The sequence below is a fragment of the Caballeronia sp. INDeC2 genome (genome assembly GCF_023631325.1).
Classification (GTDB): Bacteria; Pseudomonadota; Gammaproteobacteria; order Burkholderiales; family Burkholderiaceae; genus Caballeronia.
The window spans coordinates 1-15,441 of the sequence record NZ_JALQDG010000041.1 but is presented as its reverse complement, the minus strand read 5'-3'; the positions used below and the strand labels follow the sequence as shown (position 1 = coordinate 15,441).

Below are 15,441 nucleotides of genomic sequence, written 5' to 3'. Positions count from 1 at the left end.
GCTTCACTCATGTCCCTCTTCGACGTTGCGCCGCTCAGCCCGCGCGACGCTTTCTCACGGCTTGCGCAAGCAGTTCGAGCACCGGCTCGCTCTGCGTCCAGCCGAGGCACGCATCGGTGATCGACACGCCGTGTCTGAGCGGCACGCCCGGCTTGAGATCCTGACGGCCCTCTTCCAGATGGCTCTCGATCATCACGCCGGTAATGCGCCGCTCGCCCGCTTCCAGTTGCCGCGCGATGTCCTGCGCGACATCCACCTGGCGCAGATGCGACTTGTTCGAGTTGGCATGCGAGCAATCGATCATCACCTGCTCGCGCTGGCCGAGCGTGGCCAATGCGCCGCACGCCGCCGCGACGCTTTGCGCGTCGTAGTTCGGACCCGTCTTGCCGCCGCGCAGGATGACGTGGCAGTCGTCGTTGCCGCGCGTCTCGAAGATCGCGGCCATGCCCATCTTCGTCATGCCCATGAACGCGTGGCTTGCGCGCGCCGCGACGATCGCGTCGGCGGCGACCTGCACGCCGCCATCGGTGCCGTTCTTGAAGCCGATCGGGCACGAGAGACCCGACGCAAGCTGACGATGACTCTGACTCTCGGTCGTGCGCGCGCCGATCGCGCCCCACGCGATCAGATCGGCGATGTATTGCGGGCTCAACAGATCGAGAAACTCGGTCGCGGTCGGGAGACCCAGGCCGCTTAAGTCGAGCAGAAGTTCGCGCGCACGGCGCAGGCCTTCGTTGATGCGAAAGCTTCCGTCGAGACGCGGATCGTTGATATAGCCTTTCCAGCCCACCGTCGTGCGCGGCTTTTCGAAGTACACGCGCATCACGATGAAGAGATCGTCGCGCAACCGGTCCGCGACTTTCTTCAGGCGCTGCGCGTATTCCATTGCCTGATCGTGATCGTGGATGGAGCACGGACCGACGACCACGACGAGCCTGTCGTCGCGGCCATGCAAGATGTTCGCGATAGCCGCGCGGCTTTCTTCGACGAGCGTCTGCACGCCGGGCGTCACAGGCAGTTCGTCGAGCAGAAGTGCCGGCGAGATCAGCGGACGCACGGCGCCGATGCGCGTATCGTCGATGCGGGTCGTGTCTTGCGTGGAGTCGGCCACGCCTGCCTCCTGATCGCGGGAGGGATTGTCGATGCGGGTCAAGATAGGCTCCGTCATGCGTAATTGATGCAAAATTCAGGGACTTTATACGTATTTTCCGCGCGATATCCGGCACGCGGCGCAAACATCCATTATCGCATCTGCGTGGGTATGATGAAGTCGCAACCACGTACTCGAGCACATTCAAAGGGAGCAGATCATGCGCATAGAAACGTCATTTCTTTTCGACCTCGACGGCACGCTCGTCGATAGCGTCTATCAGCACGTACTCGCGTGGAAAGAAGCGCTCGACGCCGAAGGCATCGAGTTGTCCGTGTGGCGCATCCATCGCAAGATCGGCATGAGCGGCGGGCTCTTCACCAATCAGTTGCTGCGCGAAACGCATGGCGAGATCACAGCGGATCGCGTCGAGCGGCTGCGTCAGTTGCATGCGGAAGCGTATAAGCGGCTGCGTCCGCAAGTTTGCCCGCTGCCGGGCGCGCGCGAGTTGCTCGAAGCGCTGACGCAGGCAGGAACGAAATGGGCCATCGCGACGAGCGGGCGAATGGAAACCGCACAGGTCAATCTCGAAGCATTGGGCGTCGATCCGTCGAAGCAAGTGGTCGTCACGCGCGACATGGTGAAGTATGCGAAGCCCGACCCCGATCTTTTCCTCGCCGCGGCCGCGCGCCTGAACGTGCCGATCGAGCATACGGTCGTCGTCGGCGACAGCATCTGGGACATGCTGGCCGCGCGTCGTTGCCGCTCGCTCGGCGTCGGCCTGTTGTCGGGCGGATATGGCAGCGATGAGCTGGAGCGCTCGGGCGCGTTGCGCGTGTATGAAGATCCCGCGGATCTGCTGCTGCATCTGGATGAAGTCGCGGCGCGTCCATGAGATCATCGCGCGCATGACATCCTCTTCTTTCATCGACGCTCGTCCCTGGGGCGATGCGCATCTCTATACGTTGCGCAATGCATCCGGCATGCGCGTCGAGATCAGCGATCTTGGCGCGACGCTCGTCACATGGTTCGCGCCCGACCGTGAAGGCCATTTCGCCGATGTGCTGCTCGGTCACGACACGCCCGCCGACTATGTGAACGGCAGCGCATTCATGGGCGCGATCATCGGACGCTGGGCCAATCGCATCCGCGATGGGCGCTTCGTGCTCGATGGCATCACGCACCAGGTCGAGCGCAACGAGGGCGACAATCATCTGCATGGCGGTTCGGCGGGTTTTCATCGTCAGATGTGGCGCGTGGCAGCGGTCGAGCACGCGCTCGTCATGACGCTGCATTCGCCCGCGGGCGCGGCGGGTTTTCCCGGCAATCTCGATGTGACCGTGCGCTATGCACTCGGCGACGACGGCACGTTATCCATCGATTACGAAGCGCGCACCGATGCGCCGACGCCCGTCAATCTGACGAACCATGCGTACTTCAATTTGGGCAATGACGCGAGCATTCGCGATCATGAGATATCGATTGCATCGGATACCTACTTTGCGATCGATGCGACGTCGATTCCCGTTGCGCGCGAAGCAGTCGTCGGCAGCGTCTTCGATTTGCGCGAGCCTGCACCGATCGGCGTGCGACTCGAAGCATCGCATCCGCAACTCGCGCTCGCGGGCGGCTTCGATCATTGCTATGTGTTGAACGAAGACGCTAAAGAAGCGCGCACGGTCGCCGTGCTGTTCGACCCGTCGAGCGGACGCGAACTGAGCGTCGCCACCGACGCGCGCGGCTTGCAGTTCTATTCGGGGAATTATCTGGAAGGCGTGGCCGCGCGCAATGGCTCGCGCTATCGCAAGCATGCGGGACTGTGCCTCGAAGCAGGCGGCTTTCCGGACGAGATCAACATGGACGGCGAGCGCGCCGTCCTGCGTCCCGACGCGGTGTATCGTCAGCGCACGCGCTATACGTTGCGCGTGCGCTGACGCGCGATCAGAAGATGTTGCGCAAGCCGATCGACACGCCCGTCTGATTCGAACGGCCCGGCAATTCGACATCCGCCGCGCCCGTCACCTTGTTGAAGTCGACGGTGCCATACACTTCTGTGCGCTTGGACAGCGCATACTCCGCCAGCGCGACGCCCGTGTAGCGATTGCCGCTGCCCGTCGCGCCGCCGCCGATGGCCGCGTTCTTCATGTGGTCGTAGTAGAACGCGCCCGTGAGCAACAGCGCGGGCGTGACTTGATACGTGACGCCCGCGAAGGGACCGTCGTCGCGGCGGCCCGAACCCTTCAGGATATCCGTGCCCGACACGAGTCCGCGTTGCTGCAGGATGCTGTCGACGAAGCCGGTGTCGTCGGTCGAATGCAGATAGCCGACATAGAGCTTCGCCGCGCCGAGCGTATAGACCGCGTTTGCGTTCCAGATCTTCTGCTTGTTCGACGCGTTGTCGCTGTTCTGCTGATAGCCGCCGCCGATGGACAGCGGGCCCATCGCGTACGACGCCGTGAAGCCGTACATGTTGCCCGCGCCCATATGGCCCGGCACTTGGCCCGAGAAGCCGCCCGCGCCCGTCGACGTATAGTTCGTGCCGAACGAGTACATCGCGCCGAGCGTCAGGCCCGCAAACGTGCCGTTGTACTTCACCGCGTTATCCGCATAGAGACCCGCGCCCAGCGCAACGGGCAGCCATGCGTTCTCGAAGTAATTGCCGACGGTGAGCGGATCGTACGTGTCGCCGAGCATGTCGAAGAGCGGCGTCTTCTGGCGGCCGAGCGTCAGCGTGCCGTACTGGTTCGACAGACCGACGTAAGCCGCGCGATTGAATGCGCGCGCGCCGTCGGAGTATTGGCCGTTTTCGAGTTCCACACCGCTTTCCAGGCGGAAAATCGCCTTCAGGCCGCCGCCGAGATCTTCCTCGCCCTTCAAGCCGATGCGGCTGTTGGTGATCGCGCCGTTGGTCATGAACACCTTGCCGTCGTTATTGGCGTTGGCGTTCGTCAGATAACGCACGCTGACGTCGGCGACGCCATAGAGCGTGACCGCGCTTTGCGCGAATGCGGATTGACAGACGAGCGCGATGACCGATGCACCCATACCTGCGATGGCGCGCGATGTGATTGTCTTCATGATGTGTCGAGGCGTCGATTTATTAGCGATTTTTGCGGGACTTCGATGCGTCGCCTTTCAGTTCACTGTCTGAATGAACGCGGCTTCGGCGCGACGCATGAAAGTACGCGGATTTTTAACACATCAATCGGCGCGATGCGTGGTTTCGTGCAGTACGTGTGCTGTTTTTGTGCAACAGGCGAAGGTGTCAGGCTCTCGCGCGCATCGGCTCCGACGGCACCGCTTCGAGAAAGCCGCGCCCCATCTCCTTTTCGAAACGCGACGGACTGCCTTCCCACACGATGCGCGCATGTTCGAGCACATAGACGCGATCCGCATGAGGCAGCGCGAACGTCACGTTCTGCTCGCCGAGCAGCACGGTGATCGGCGTGGTCTTCTGCATCAGTTCCATCGCTTTCGACAGTTGCGCCAGAATCACCGGCGCGAGGCCGAGCGTCGGCTCGTCGAGGATGAGAAGCTTCGGCTGCATCATCAGCGCGCGAGCGATAGCGAGCATCTGCTGCTCGCCGCCCGAGAGCGTGCGCGCCGTCTGCTTCTCACGCGATTGCAGAATAGGAAAGAGTTCGAAGAGCCACTTCAGTTGATCGGCGCGTGTCTTGTCGGAGAGATGGTATCCGCCGAGATCGAGGTTCTCGCGCACGGTCATATCGGCGAAAAGCTCGCGCGTTTCGGGGCATTGCACGATGCCTGCGCGCGCGATCGACGCGCCGCTCATGCCCTTCAGATCCTTCGAGCCGTAGCGGATGGTCCCTGCATACGGCACGAGTCCGGAGATCGCGTTGAAGAGCGTCGTCTTGCCCGCGCCGTTCAATCCCACGACCGACACGAACTCGCCTTCGCGCACATGCATGCTCACGCTGTCGAGCGCGCGCGCCTTGCCGTACAGCACGCCGATATCGTCTATCTGAAGAATCGCGGGCTTGCTGTTCACCACTTCCGCGCCCCGCTCGCGCGCCTCGATCTTGCCGCCGAGATACACGCGCCGCACGGTTTCGTTCTGCATCACTTCGTCGGCGGTGCCTTCCGCAACGTACTCGCCGAGATACATCGCGAGCACGCGATCCGCGAGCGCCGCGAGGCTCTTCACGTTGTGATCGACGAGCAGCACCGCGCGCCCTTCCGCGCGAAAGCCGCGGATCAATTCGGAGAAAGTCTCCGACTCGGCCGCGGTGAGTCCCGCGAAAGGCTCGTCGACGAGCACGACGCGCGGATCGCGCGCGATCGCCTTCGCCATCTCCATGCGGCGCAGATCGGCGAAGGGCAGCGTCGCCGGATGACGATGCATCACGCGGCCGAGACCCACACGCTCCGCGATCTCGCGCGCGCGCCGATTGACGTGCGGATCGGCGGCGAGCTTCACGAGCGAATCGGGCAGCAGCGCGAGCTTGATGTGCTCGAGCACCGTCTGCCGATGCAAGGGCCGCGAATGCTGAAACACGATGCCCACGCCCGCGCGCGCGATGCGATGCGGAAGCCACCCGGCCATCTCGACGCCATCGACCTTGATCGATCCCGCATTGGGCCGCTCGATGCCCATGATGAGCTTCATCACCGTCGACTTGCCCGAGCCGTTCGGACCGATAAGACCGAGTATCTCGCCGGGTCTGATATCGAAGCCGATGTCCTTCACCGCGACGAGGCCGCCGAAGCGCTTCGTCAAACCACGCACGGAGAGCAGAGGTGAATCGTTCATTCGCGCTCCTTCACGCGCAGGATGTTGCCGAGCAACCCATCCGGAAAGAACAGGATGACAGCGAGCGCGACGGCGGCGACCACGAACGTGTTGATCTGCCCGAGCGGACGCAGGAACTCACCCGCGACGATGAGAAAGATCGAACCGAGCACCGCGCCGAGTATGGTGCGCCGTCCGCCGAGCACGGCCGCGATGATGATCTGCACGCCGATGCCGATATCGACCACCGTGCTCACCGACGCCGTTCCCTGATAGAACACGAGCATCGCGCCCGCGACGCCGGAGAACACCGCGCTGATGCAGAACGCCGCGAGCTTGTGCTTCACGACATTGAAGCCGAGCGCCTGCGCGCCGACCGTGTCCTGCCCGCTCGCCTGCAGAATGAGACCGATCGCCGAGCGCGAGAGGCCGAACAAAATGATCGCGCAGACGATCAGGAACGCAAGAGCGATCCAGTAGTTGTTGCCGGCATCGACGGACATCACATCGGGCACCATCATCCCGATCTCGCCGCCCGTGACGCCCGCGAAGATCACGATCGCGTTCTGCAAGAGCAACACGGCGACGAGCGTCACGAGACCGAAGTACGGCCCGCGCAACCGCAACGCGGGCACCGCGAGCAGCAAGCCGCCGACGAGCGCGACGAAGCCACCCGCCACCACGCATATCGGTATCGGCGCGGCGGCGTGCGCGTTCAGTATTGCGGCGGAATACGCGCCGAGGCCGATCAGGAAGGTCGGACCGAAGTTGACCTCGCCGGCGAATCCGAACAGCAAGTCCCACGACATTGCGAAGACGCCGAAGTAATACGCGACGGTCAACACGCCGAGGATATAGCCGGTGAGCCACCACGGCAGCGTCGCAGCGACGATCGCGAGCAGAATCGCGGCAAGGATCAGACGCGAGCGCAGGATGTCTTTCATGATCAGCGCCGTCCGAGAAAGCCTTGCGGCCTGACATATACGACGAGCACGAGCAGTAGCAGCGCGGGCAATGGCCGCAACGTCGGCGCGATGAGATACGCCGTGACGGTCTCCAGATAGCCCACGACATACGCGGCCATCAACGAACCCGACACGCTCCCGAGACCGCCCAGCACGACGATGGAAAACGCGCTCGCCGTAAGTTGTCCCGTGTTGTTCGTGCTCACGCCGAGAAACGACGCGAGCAGCACGCCCGCGATGCCCGCGAGCACGCCGTAGAGCGTCCATGCGAGCAGATAGATGTGCGACAGCTCGAAGCCGAGCAGCGTGAGTCCGCGCGGGTTCATCGATGCCGCGAGCAGCGCCTTGCCCGCTTTCGTGCGATTCACGAAGAGCCACAACAAGCCGATCACGACCCAGCACACGACGGCGATCATGATCTCGTTGTACGGCACGCGCACGCCCGCGACGTTCGCGACGCCGGGTATCAACGGGCGCATCGTGACGGGGTTGTCGGAGAAGAGATAGGCCATGCCCTGCTGGATCATGATGCCCCAGAGCAAGGTGCCCGTCAGCACGAAGATCTCCTTCTCTTCCCGCGGAATCGCGGCGGAGCGCTGAATGGGCCGCACCACCATGAAGTACGTGATGTACGCGGCGATCATCCCGCAGATGACGCCGAGCGGCGTGCCGAGATACGTGCCCAGTCCCGCTTCGCCGGCGAGCGCCCAGCCGAGCAGCGCGGCAATCAGCATCACGCCGCCGTGCGCGAGATTGAGCACGCCGGAGACGCCGAAGATCAGCGTGAAGCCGATCGCCCCGAGCGCGTAGAGCGAACTGATGGCGAAGCCATCGATGAGAATTTGCAGTGGCAACATGGCGGCCCTTTACGTCTTCTATGTCGATGCCTACGTGGAACCGGTCCCCGCAACATGCGCCGCGAGGCGCATGCCCGACCGCACGCGCCTCGCAATCACGTTCAGTTGGCGGCCGCCTGCACCTTCACGAAGGCCGGAAACTTGACCTTCGCGTTCGCCACCGACTTTGGCCAGATCGCCACTTGCTTGCCGTTCTGCCATTGCAGGTTGATGCCGGTGATATAGCCTTCACCGTACTTCAACGCATGCGTGAACTGATCGTTCTTGCCGTAGAACTGCCAGCGCCCGATCGTGCCGACGTAGTCGGTCTTCTCCAGCGCATCGACCATCTTGTCGGGATCGGTCGAGCCTTGGTTGCGATGAATCGCATCGGCGATGATGTACACGAGGTCATAGCTCGTGAAGCCGTCATATGCGGGCGACACGCCGGCAAAGTGCTTCTGGTACGACTCGACGAAAGGCATGGTCTTCGGCGTCATCGCCACGCCAGGCGCCGCCGCCGATGCGGTGATGACGCCTTCGGTCGCGCCGTTGGTGTCTTTCCAGAAGCTCGTCGTCGTGGCCTGCGAACTCTGGCCGGACATCGGAATCGGTACTTGCTGATCGTGCCATTGCACGGTCGGCTGCACGCCGACGTGACTGATGCCCGTCGTGATCGTGTCCGGATGCTTCGCTTCGATCTGGTTGAAGATCGGCGTGAAGTCCGACGTATCCGGATTGAAGCGGATGTGGTCCAGCACCTTCAGGCCCGCTTTCGGCAGACATTCGAGGTAGCGCTCGTCGAGCGGCTTGGTCCACGCGGCGTCTTCGCTCATCACGACGGTCGTCTTCATCTTGAACTCGCCGACGAGCACGTCATGCGAGAAATCGCAGATCGATTGCGCGATGAACGCCGACGTCATCCAGCCGTGGAAGGTGTACTTGTAGTTGGCGTAGTCGTCGTGAACGCGCTTCGAGATTTCGTTGCTCGCCGCGCCCGGCGTAATGAACGGCATCTTCAGGCGCGCGGACCACGGCTCCATTGCGAGCGCCACTTCGCTGATATAGCTGCCGATGATCGCGACCACTTTGTCCTGGCTCGCCGCACGCTGAAACGCGCGCACGCCGTCCGACGCCGACGAGTGGTCGTCATACGCGATGATCTGGATTTGCCGGCCATCGACGCCGCCCTTGGCGTTGATCTCCTCCGCGGCGAGTTGCGCGGCCTTGCTGATCGATGCGCCCGCGACGGCGGACTCTTCACTGATGACGCCGATTTTGATCGGCTCCCCTGCTGCGTGCGCCGTGGCCGAGAGGCCCAGCCCCGCCGCCACCGTTCCCGTTGCGATGACGGTACTCATTCCACGCCACGACTTGCCCTTGGACATCATCAGTCTCCTCTTTGTAATCGCTAATCGATCGTGGAGCGACGCCAGCCAGACACATGCAGCATTTAAGGATTTGCCGACAAACAGTAGCACTCGCGTTTCATGCGCTGAATCGGTACTAACGATAAAGACGGTCATGCGCAAAGATCATCAATGATTCGCCATGCTTTCAAACGGCTTGCGCGATGAAGTCCCGCAGCCACCGATGCGCCGGATCGCGATGCACGCGTTCGTGCCAGTACATCGACATCTCGTAGCCGGGGACATCGACAGGCGGCGCGACGGTGCGCAACTCGGGCCAGTGCTTCGCGAGCCTGAGCGGTTGCATGGAAACGAGATCGGTCGTCGCGAGCACGGAACGCACGAACAGAAAGTGCGGCACGGACAGCGCGACATGCCGCTTCATGCCGAGCGCCGCGAGCGCGGCATCCGTGGGGCCGAAGAAACCGCCGCCGTCGGGCGACACGATCACGTGTTCCAGCGCGCAGAATTGCGCGAGCGTCGGCCGCCGCTTCAATCGCGGATGATCTTTGCGCCCCACGAGCACATAGCTCTCCGTGAAGAGCGCTTGCTGATGAAAGCCGGCCGTTTCGGGCGATGCGATGTGAAACGCGAGATCGATCTCTCCATTCTCCGCCTGCTTCACGAGCCGCGGCGGCATGATCTCCAGCACCGCGATGCGCGTATGCGGCGCGGCCGCGCGCAAGCCGCTCAACGCGGGCAGCAGCACGGTCGATTCGGTGTAGTCGGTGGCGGCGATGCGCCATGTATTGTCGGCGGATGCGGGGTCGAACGCGGCTTCCGGCGACACCGCGCGTTCGAGCGACGCCAGCGCTTCGCGCAAGGGCTCGCGCAGACTTTCGGCGCGCGCCGTCGGCCGCATGCCACGCGGTCCGGGCAACAGCAAGGGATCGTCGAAGATATCGCGCAGCTTGGCGAGATGCACGCTCACGGACGGCTGCGAGAAATGAAGACGTTCGGCTGCGCGCGTGACGTTCTGCTCGGCGAGCAGGACATCGAGCGTGACGAGCAGATTGAGATCGAGTCTTCGCAAGATATTATTCATGGCAATGCCAGCAATGTCGGATATTCATTTCCAATATACCCGTTCGATCTTTAATCTGGCCTCCACTTATGTATCGAACCGGAGAATGCTTGATGAAAGTGCTGATCGTGTATGCCCATCCCGAACGCCGCTCGCTCAACGGTGCCATCAATGATTTCGCCGTCGAGCGTCTGCGCGCCAACGGCCACGACGTGCAAGTCTCCGACCTTTACGCGATGAACTGGAAAGCCTCGCTCGATGCGAACGACATTCGCGAGCGCAACAGCGACGCGCCGTTTCACGCGAGCCTCGATTCGAAGCACGCATTCGAGAACGGCCTGCAAAGTCGCGACATCGAGATCGAGCAGGACAAGCTGCGCTGGGCCGATGCCCTCATCCTGCAATTCCCGATGTGGTGGTTCTCGATGCCCGCGATCATGAAGGGCTGGGTCGAACGCGTGTATGCGTATGGATTCGGTTACGGCGTGGGCGAGCATTCGGACACGCACTGGGGCGATCGCTACGGCGAAGGCACGATGGCGGGCAAGCGCGCGATGATCGTCGTGACGACCGGCGGCTGGGAATCGCATTACAGTCCGCGCGGCATCAATGGACCGATCGACGATATCCTGTTTCCGATCCAGCATGGCGTGCTGTTTTATCCCGGTTTCGATGTGTTGCCGCCGTTCGTTGTCTATCACACGAGCACGATGGACGGCGCGCGTCTCGATGCGACTTACGGTAAGCTCGGACAGCGGCTGGACCGTCTCTGGGACGACGCGCCCATCGCCTTTCGCAAGCAGAATCACGGCGATTATGCGATTCCTCATCTCACGCTGCGCGATGAACTCGCGGTGGGGCAGATGGGCTTCGGCGCGCACATCGACTGCTAGTCAAGGTCGATAGGCTTTCGACGGATCCCGGCGACCAAAAAAACCCAACGCAGCAAAACTCGCTCTAAGATTGACCCTTCAACGCGCAAACGCGACACAAACCGAAGGATGACATCGAAAATGCTGACGATCTGGGGCAGAGCCAACTCTGTCAACGTGCAGAAAGTGCTGTGGTGCTGCGATGAACTAGGCCTCGCGTACGAGCGCATCGACGCGGGCCTGCAATTCGGTCGGACCAACGAACCCGGCTATCTCGAGATGAACCCCATGGGCCGTGTGCCCACGCTGGTCGACGGCGATTTCGTGTTGTGGGAATCGAACTCGATCATCCGTTATCTCGCGATGCAATACGGCGCGGCCAGCACGCTCTACCCCGCCGAGCCGAAGGTCCGGGCCAGCGCGGATCGCTGGCTCGACTGGACGCTTTCCACGCTGCAACCGGCCGAGCGTCCTCTCTTCTGGGGCTATGTCCGCACGAGCGCGGCGGATCGAGACGCCGAGCAACTCGCCGCCGCCGCGAGCGAAGTGGAGAAGCTCTGGCGCGTCATCGATGCCCATCTGAAAGGCCGCGACTATCTCGAAGGCAACACGTTCACGCTCGCCGATATCGTCATCGCCGCCTATGCGCGCCGCTGGTTCGGCATCGCCGAACTCGTGCGGCCCGCGCTTCCCGAGCTCGAACGCTGGTACGTGGGCATCACGCAGCGCACGGGCTTTCAGCGTCATGTGTCGCCTGCTTTGACCTGAACGGGGGCGCATCGTCATGACCATCGAACTGCATGCCTGGGACACGCCCAACGGACGCAAGATCAGCGTCGCGCTGGAAGAAATGCAACTGCCCTACGCCGTGAAGACCGTGAACATCACGAAGGGCGAGCAGCACGCACCCGACTTTCTGCGCATCAGCCCGAACAACCGCATTCCGGCGATCGTCGATCCGGACGGTCCCGACGGCCGGCCGATCAGCATCTTCGAATCCGGCGCGATCCTGCTTTATCTCGGCGAGAAGACCGGCAAATTCCTGCCCGCGAATCTGCGTGAGCGCGTGCCCGTGCTCGAATGGCTGATGTGGCAGATGGGCGGCTTCGGCCCGATGCCGGGACAGGTCCATCACTTCCGCATGGTCGAGGCGCAAAGCGATCGGCGCTATGGACTGAAGCGCTATTCCGATGAAACGCGTCGTCTGTACGGCGTGCTCGACAAGCGTCTCGCGCAAGTGGAGTATGTGGCGGGCGCGTTGTCGGTTGCCGATTTCGCGATTCTCGGCTGGGCGTGGCGGCACGAACGTCATCAGGTTTCGCTCGACGATTATCCCAACGTCGAGCGCTGGTATGAAGCGCTGCTCGCGCGCCCGGCCGTCAAACGCGGCTTCGAGGTGAAGCTGGACGATCTCGTCTGACGGAATCGGATCGAAGCGCCAGCGTCAGACGTGTGTAAGTCTCGCGCGCATAATCGAAGCAAGCGCATCGAAATGCGCGCACAGGAGACGACGATGACAGCCGGCATGTACGACGATGGCCTTCCCAAAACGGCCGCCAATTTCGCGGCGCTGACGCCGCTCATGTTCATCGAACGCGCGGCGTCGGTATATCCGGCGCGCCCCGCGATCGTGCATGGCGATGTACGGCGCAACTGGGCCGATACCTACGCGCGCACGCGGCGGCTCGCGTCGGCGCTCGCGGCGCGCGGCATCGGCTTGGGCGATACCGTCGCCGCGATGCTGCCGAACACGCCCGAAATGGTCGAAGCGCACTTCGGCGTGCCGATGACCGGCGCCGTGCTCAACACGCTCAACACGCGGCTCGACGCCCCCACGCTCGCATTCATGCTCACGCACGGCGAAGCGAAGGCGGTGCTCGTCGATCGCGAGTTCTCCGACGTCATGCGTAAAGCGCTGAAAGACGTGCCGCAAGACGTGCTCGTCATCGACGTCGATGATCCGCAATACACGGGCGCGGGCGAGCGCATCGGCGAAATCGAATACGAAGCGCTGCTCGCGAGCGGCGATCCCGCATACGAATGGTCGCCGCCATCGGACGAATGGAACGCCATCTGTCTGAACTACACGTCGGGGACGACGGGCAATCCGAAGGGCGTCGTCTATCACCATCGCGGTGCGTACACGAACGCGGTCAGCAATATTCTCGAATGGGACATGCCGAAGCACGCCGTGTACTTGTGGACGCTGCCGATGTTCCATTGCAACGGCTGGTGCTTTCCGTGGACCGTCGCTGCGCGCGCGGGCGTGAACGTGTGCCTGCGCCGCGTCGATGCGAAGGCCATCTTCGATCTGATCCGCAACGAACGCGTCACGCATTACTGCGGTGCGCCGATCGTGCAGAACCTGCTCGTCAACGCACCCGACGAGATGAAGGCCGGCATCGAGCAGAAGGTTCACGCGATGGTCGCGGGCGCCGCGCCGCCCGCCGCGATGATCGAAGGCATGGAGCGCATGGGCTTCGAGCTGACCCACGTCTACGGGCTCACCGAGGTCTATGGGCCGGCCACGGTTTGTCCGCAGCAGGCCGAATGGAGCGCGCTCGATATCGGCGAACGCGCACGGCTCAATGCGCGGCAAGGCGTGCGCTATCACTTGCAGGATGCGGTGACCGTGCGCGATCCAATGTCGATGGAACTCGTGCCATCGGATGGCGAGACCATCGGCGAGATCATGTTCCGCGGCAACATCGCGATGAAGGGCTATCTCAAGAATCCGGCTGCGACGGAAGAAGCGTTTCGCGGCGGCTGGTTCCATACGGGCGATCTCGCGGTCGCGTATCCCGACGGCTATGTGCGCATCAAGGATCGCAGCAAGGACATCATCATCTCGGGTGGCGAGAACATATCGAGCATCGAAGTGGAGGATGTGCTGTACCGGCATCCGGCCGTGCTCGCGGTGGCCGTCGTCGCGAAGCCGGATGCGCGCTGGGGCGAAACGCCGTGCGCGTTCGTCGAACTGAAGTCGGGCGCGCAAGTCAGCGCCGAGGATTTGATCGCGCATTGCAAGAAGCATCTCGCGGGCTTCAAGGTGCCGCGCGCGATCGAGTTCTGCGAGTTGCCGAAAACGTCTACCGGCAAGATCCAGAAGTTCGAACTGCGCAAGCGCGCGGGTTCGGTCGCCGCAATCGATGTCTGAAGGAGAGCATGAGCATGAGCATGAGCGAACTCGTTCTGATCGAACGCGATGCGTATGACATCAAAGGCGTCGTCAAGCTCACACTGAATCGGCCCGATGCGTTCAACGCGTTATCGCAAGCGCTGCTCGAAGCGCTCGAACGCGCGCTTACGGACATCGCCGAATCGGATGCGCGTGTCGTCGTGCTCGCGGGCGCGGGGCGCGCGTTCTGCGCGGGCCACGATCTGAAAGAGATGCGCGCGGAACCCGCGCTCGATTACTATCGCGAGCTTTTCGCGCGCTGCTCGCGCATGATGCTGACGATCCAGCGCATGCCGCAAGCGGTGATCGCGCGCGCGCACGGCGTTGCGACCGCGGCGGGCTGTCAGCTGGTCGCGATGTGCGATCTCGCGGTGGCATCGAGCGAAGCGCGTTTCGCCGTATCGGGCGTGAATCTCGGGCTTTTCTGCGCGACGCCGAGCGTGGCGCTGTCGCGCAACGTATCGCGCAAGGCCGCGTTCGAAATGCTCGTCACCGGCGAGTTCATCGATGCGGCCACCGCGCGCGAACGCGGCCTCGTGAATCGCGTTGCATCGCCAGGCGAACTCGACGATGCCGTGCGCACGCTTGCCGCGGCCATCGCCGCCAAGCCGCGCGAAGCGGTCGCGGCGGGCAAGGGTTTGTTCTATCGGCAACTCGAATCCGGCATCGAAGCGGCATACGCACTCGCATCGGAAACAATGGCCTGCAACATGATGCAAGACGCCACGCTCGAAGGCACGCAGGCGTTCATCGAGAAGCGTCCGCCGCAATGGGATTGAACGCTTAGCTCACATGCTCGACCGGATGCTTTTCCAGCCACGCGTTCTCTTCATCGCTGTATAAGCGCGAGCGCGTGAGAAAGCGCAAACCCGACGGACGCTCCAGCGAAAACATGCCGCCGTTGCCCGGCACGGCATCGATGATGAGTTGCGTATGCTGCCAGTACGCGTACTGCGATTCGGTCATGTAGAACGGCACGCCGCCGATCGCGCCGAGCTTCACGTCCGATCCGCCGACCATGAATTCCCTGACCGGAAAGCACATCGGCGCGCTGCCGTCGCAGCATCCGCCGGATTGATGGAACAGCACCTCGCCGTGCTCGCTCTTGAGCTTTTCGATCAAGTCGATCGCGGCGGGCGTCGCGGTCACGCGCAGCACTTCCTGTTCGCTCATGATGTCCCCGTCGTTCGAGTCGGCCGCCGCCGGCAAGGGCGGCGGCCCCCCTGGCTTTTGAAGAATCCCACCGGGTTTTCGCTATTTCTTAAGAGCAACTTCATACTCTGCTGATAGTGATAGAGCATCATAATGTTATTCTCA

General features: G+C 62.7%; 15 protein-coding genes. 7 read left to right on the top strand and 8 right to left on the bottom strand.

Annotated elements, in window-relative coordinates:
* Nucleotides 1-34: 34 nt before the first annotated feature.
* The gene (locus tag NCS28_RS25820; protein ID WP_250516620.1) at nt 35-1,153 is read right to left on the bottom strand and encodes a 3-deoxy-7-phosphoheptulonate synthase; all 1,119 of its coding nucleotides are present in this window, start codon (nt 1,151-1,153) and stop codon (nt 35-37) included.
* Nucleotides 1,154-1,310: 157 nt separating this feature from the next.
* Between NCS28_RS25820 and NCS28_RS25815 the strand changes: the two genes are divergently transcribed.
* Together NCS28_RS25815 and NCS28_RS25810 are read left to right on the top strand one after the other, a co-directional pair.
* Nucleotides 1,311-1,985 carry an HAD family hydrolase gene (locus NCS28_RS25815; RefSeq protein WP_250516619.1) on the top strand — a complete coding sequence of 225 codons (675 nt, stop codon included), beginning with the start codon at nt 1,311-1,313 and terminating at the stop codon, nt 1,983-1,985.
* Nucleotides 1,986-1,998: 13 nt separating this feature from the next.
* Nucleotides 1,999-3,024, top strand: a complete 1,026-nt coding sequence (locus tag NCS28_RS25810) for an aldose epimerase family protein (RefSeq protein ID WP_250516618.1) — start codon at nt 1,999-2,001, stop codon at nt 3,022-3,024.
* Between the two features lie 7 nt (nt 3,025-3,031).
* Here NCS28_RS25810 and NCS28_RS25805 read toward each other — a convergent pair whose 3' ends face one another.
* The 6 genes from NCS28_RS25805 to NCS28_RS25780 all read right to left on the bottom strand — a co-directional run bounded on the left by NCS28_RS25805 (nt 3,032) and on the right by NCS28_RS25780 (nt 10,095).
* Nucleotides 3,032-4,168, bottom strand: a complete 1,137-nt coding sequence (locus NCS28_RS25805; RefSeq protein ID WP_250516617.1) for a porin — start codon at nt 4,166-4,168, stop codon at nt 3,032-3,034.
* A 187-nt stretch (nt 4,169-4,355) separates the two neighbouring features.
* Nucleotides 4,356-5,861 carry an ATP-binding cassette domain-containing protein gene (locus NCS28_RS25800; protein ID WP_250516616.1) on the bottom strand — a complete coding sequence of 502 codons (1,506 nt, stop codon included), beginning with the start codon at nt 5,859-5,861 and terminating at the stop codon, nt 4,356-4,358.
* The gene (locus NCS28_RS25795; protein ID WP_250516615.1) at nt 5,858-6,784 is read right to left on the bottom strand and encodes a branched-chain amino acid ABC transporter permease; all 927 of its coding nucleotides are present in this window, start codon (nt 6,782-6,784) and stop codon (nt 5,858-5,860) included. The genes NCS28_RS25800 and NCS28_RS25795 overlap by 4 nt, the downstream gene beginning before the upstream one ends.
* Nucleotides 6,785-6,786: 2 nt before the next feature.
* Nucleotides 6,787-7,662, bottom strand: a complete 876-nt coding sequence (locus NCS28_RS25790; RefSeq protein ID WP_250516614.1) for a branched-chain amino acid ABC transporter permease — start codon at nt 7,660-7,662, stop codon at nt 6,787-6,789.
* A gap of 101 nt (nt 7,663-7,763) precedes the next feature.
* Complete coding sequence (locus NCS28_RS25785; protein ID WP_250516613.1) at nt 7,764-9,002, bottom strand: ABC transporter substrate-binding protein; 1,239 nt, start codon at nt 9,000-9,002, stop codon at nt 7,764-7,766.
* Between the two features lie 196 nt (nt 9,003-9,198).
* Nucleotides 9,199-10,095 carry a LysR family transcriptional regulator gene (locus NCS28_RS25780; protein ID WP_250516612.1) on the bottom strand — a complete coding sequence of 299 codons (897 nt, stop codon included), beginning with the start codon at nt 10,093-10,095 and terminating at the stop codon, nt 9,199-9,201.
* 92 nt (nt 10,096-10,187) lie between these two features.
* Here NCS28_RS25780 and NCS28_RS25775 point away from each other — a divergent pair, with 92 nt between their 5' ends.
* The 5 genes from NCS28_RS25775 (at nt 10,188) to NCS28_RS25755 (ending at nt 14,903) form a co-directional block, all read left to right on the top strand.
* The gene (locus NCS28_RS25775) at nt 10,188-10,967 is read left to right on the top strand and encodes an NAD(P)H-dependent oxidoreductase (protein ID WP_250516611.1); all 780 of its coding nucleotides are present in this window, start codon (nt 10,188-10,190) and stop codon (nt 10,965-10,967) included.
* A 120-nt stretch (nt 10,968-11,087) separates the two neighbouring features.
* The gene (locus NCS28_RS25770) at nt 11,088-11,714 is read left to right on the top strand and encodes a glutathione S-transferase family protein (protein WP_250516610.1); all 627 of its coding nucleotides are present in this window, start codon (nt 11,088-11,090) and stop codon (nt 11,712-11,714) included.
* Nucleotides 11,715-11,730: 16 nt separating this feature from the next.
* On the top strand, nt 11,731-12,366 hold the full coding sequence (locus NCS28_RS25765) for a glutathione S-transferase family protein (protein ID WP_250516609.1): 636 nt from the start codon (nt 11,731-11,733) through the stop codon (nt 12,364-12,366).
* 93 nt (nt 12,367-12,459) lie between these two features.
* Nucleotides 12,460-14,103: an acyl-CoA synthetase gene (locus NCS28_RS25760; protein WP_250516608.1), complete on the top strand. Its 1,644-nt coding sequence runs from the start codon at nt 12,460-12,462 to the stop codon at nt 14,101-14,103.
* Between the two features lie 20 nt (nt 14,104-14,123).
* Entirely contained in the window at nt 14,124-14,903 is a 780-nt protein-coding gene (locus NCS28_RS25755; protein WP_250516873.1) for an enoyl-CoA hydratase, read from the top strand.
* Nucleotides 14,904-14,907: 4 nt separating this feature from the next.
* Here NCS28_RS25755 and NCS28_RS25750 read toward each other — a convergent pair whose 3' ends face one another.
* On the bottom strand, nt 14,908-15,297 hold the full coding sequence (locus NCS28_RS25750; RefSeq protein ID WP_250516607.1) for a DUF779 domain-containing protein: 390 nt from the start codon (nt 15,295-15,297) through the stop codon (nt 14,908-14,910).
* Nucleotides 15,298-15,441 lie beyond the last annotated feature (144 nt).

Bases quoted from the DNA above. Each gene is read 5' to 3' on its own strand.
- NCS28_RS25770 (WP_250516610.1), top strand. From the start codon at position 11,088: ATGCTGACGATCTGGGGCAGAGCCAACTCTGTCAACGTGCAGAAAGTG.
- NCS28_RS25810 (WP_250516618.1), top strand. From the start codon at position 1,999: ATGACATCCTCTTCTTTCATCGACGCTCGTCCCTGGGGCGATGCGCAT.
- NCS28_RS25760 (WP_250516608.1), top strand. From the start codon at position 12,460: ATGACAGCCGGCATGTACGACGATGGCCTTCCCAAAACGGCCGCCAAT.
- NCS28_RS25815 (WP_250516619.1), top strand. From the start codon at position 1,311: ATGCGCATAGAAACGTCATTTCTTTTCGACCTCGACGGCACGCTCGTC.
- NCS28_RS25780 (WP_250516612.1), bottom strand. From the start codon at position 10,095: ATGAATAATATCTTGCGAAGACTCGATCTCAATCTGCTCGTCACGCTC.
- NCS28_RS25785 (WP_250516613.1), bottom strand. From the start codon at position 9,002: ATGAGTACCGTCATCGCAACGGGAACGGTGGCGGCGGGGCTGGGCCTC.
- NCS28_RS25755 (WP_250516873.1), top strand. From the start codon at position 14,124: ATGAGCGAACTCGTTCTGATCGAACGCGATGCGTATGACATCAAAGGC.
- NCS28_RS25795 (WP_250516615.1), bottom strand. From the start codon at position 6,784: ATGAAAGACATCCTGCGCTCGCGTCTGATCCTTGCCGCGATTCTGCTC.
- NCS28_RS25750 (WP_250516607.1), bottom strand. From the start codon at position 15,297: ATGAGCGAACAGGAAGTGCTGCGCGTGACCGCGACGCCCGCCGCGATC.
- NCS28_RS25775 (WP_250516611.1), top strand. From the start codon at position 10,188: ATGAAAGTGCTGATCGTGTATGCCCATCCCGAACGCCGCTCGCTCAAC.
- NCS28_RS25800 (WP_250516616.1), bottom strand. From the start codon at position 5,861: ATGAACGATTCACCTCTGCTCTCCGTGCGTGGTTTGACGAAGCGCTTC.
- NCS28_RS25790 (WP_250516614.1), bottom strand. From the start codon at position 7,662: ATGTTGCCACTGCAAATTCTCATCGATGGCTTCGCCATCAGTTCGCTC.
- NCS28_RS25765 (WP_250516609.1), top strand. From the start codon at position 11,731: ATGACCATCGAACTGCATGCCTGGGACACGCCCAACGGACGCAAGATC.
- NCS28_RS25805 (WP_250516617.1), bottom strand. From the start codon at position 4,168: ATGAAGACAATCACATCGCGCGCCATCGCAGGTATGGGTGCATCGGTC.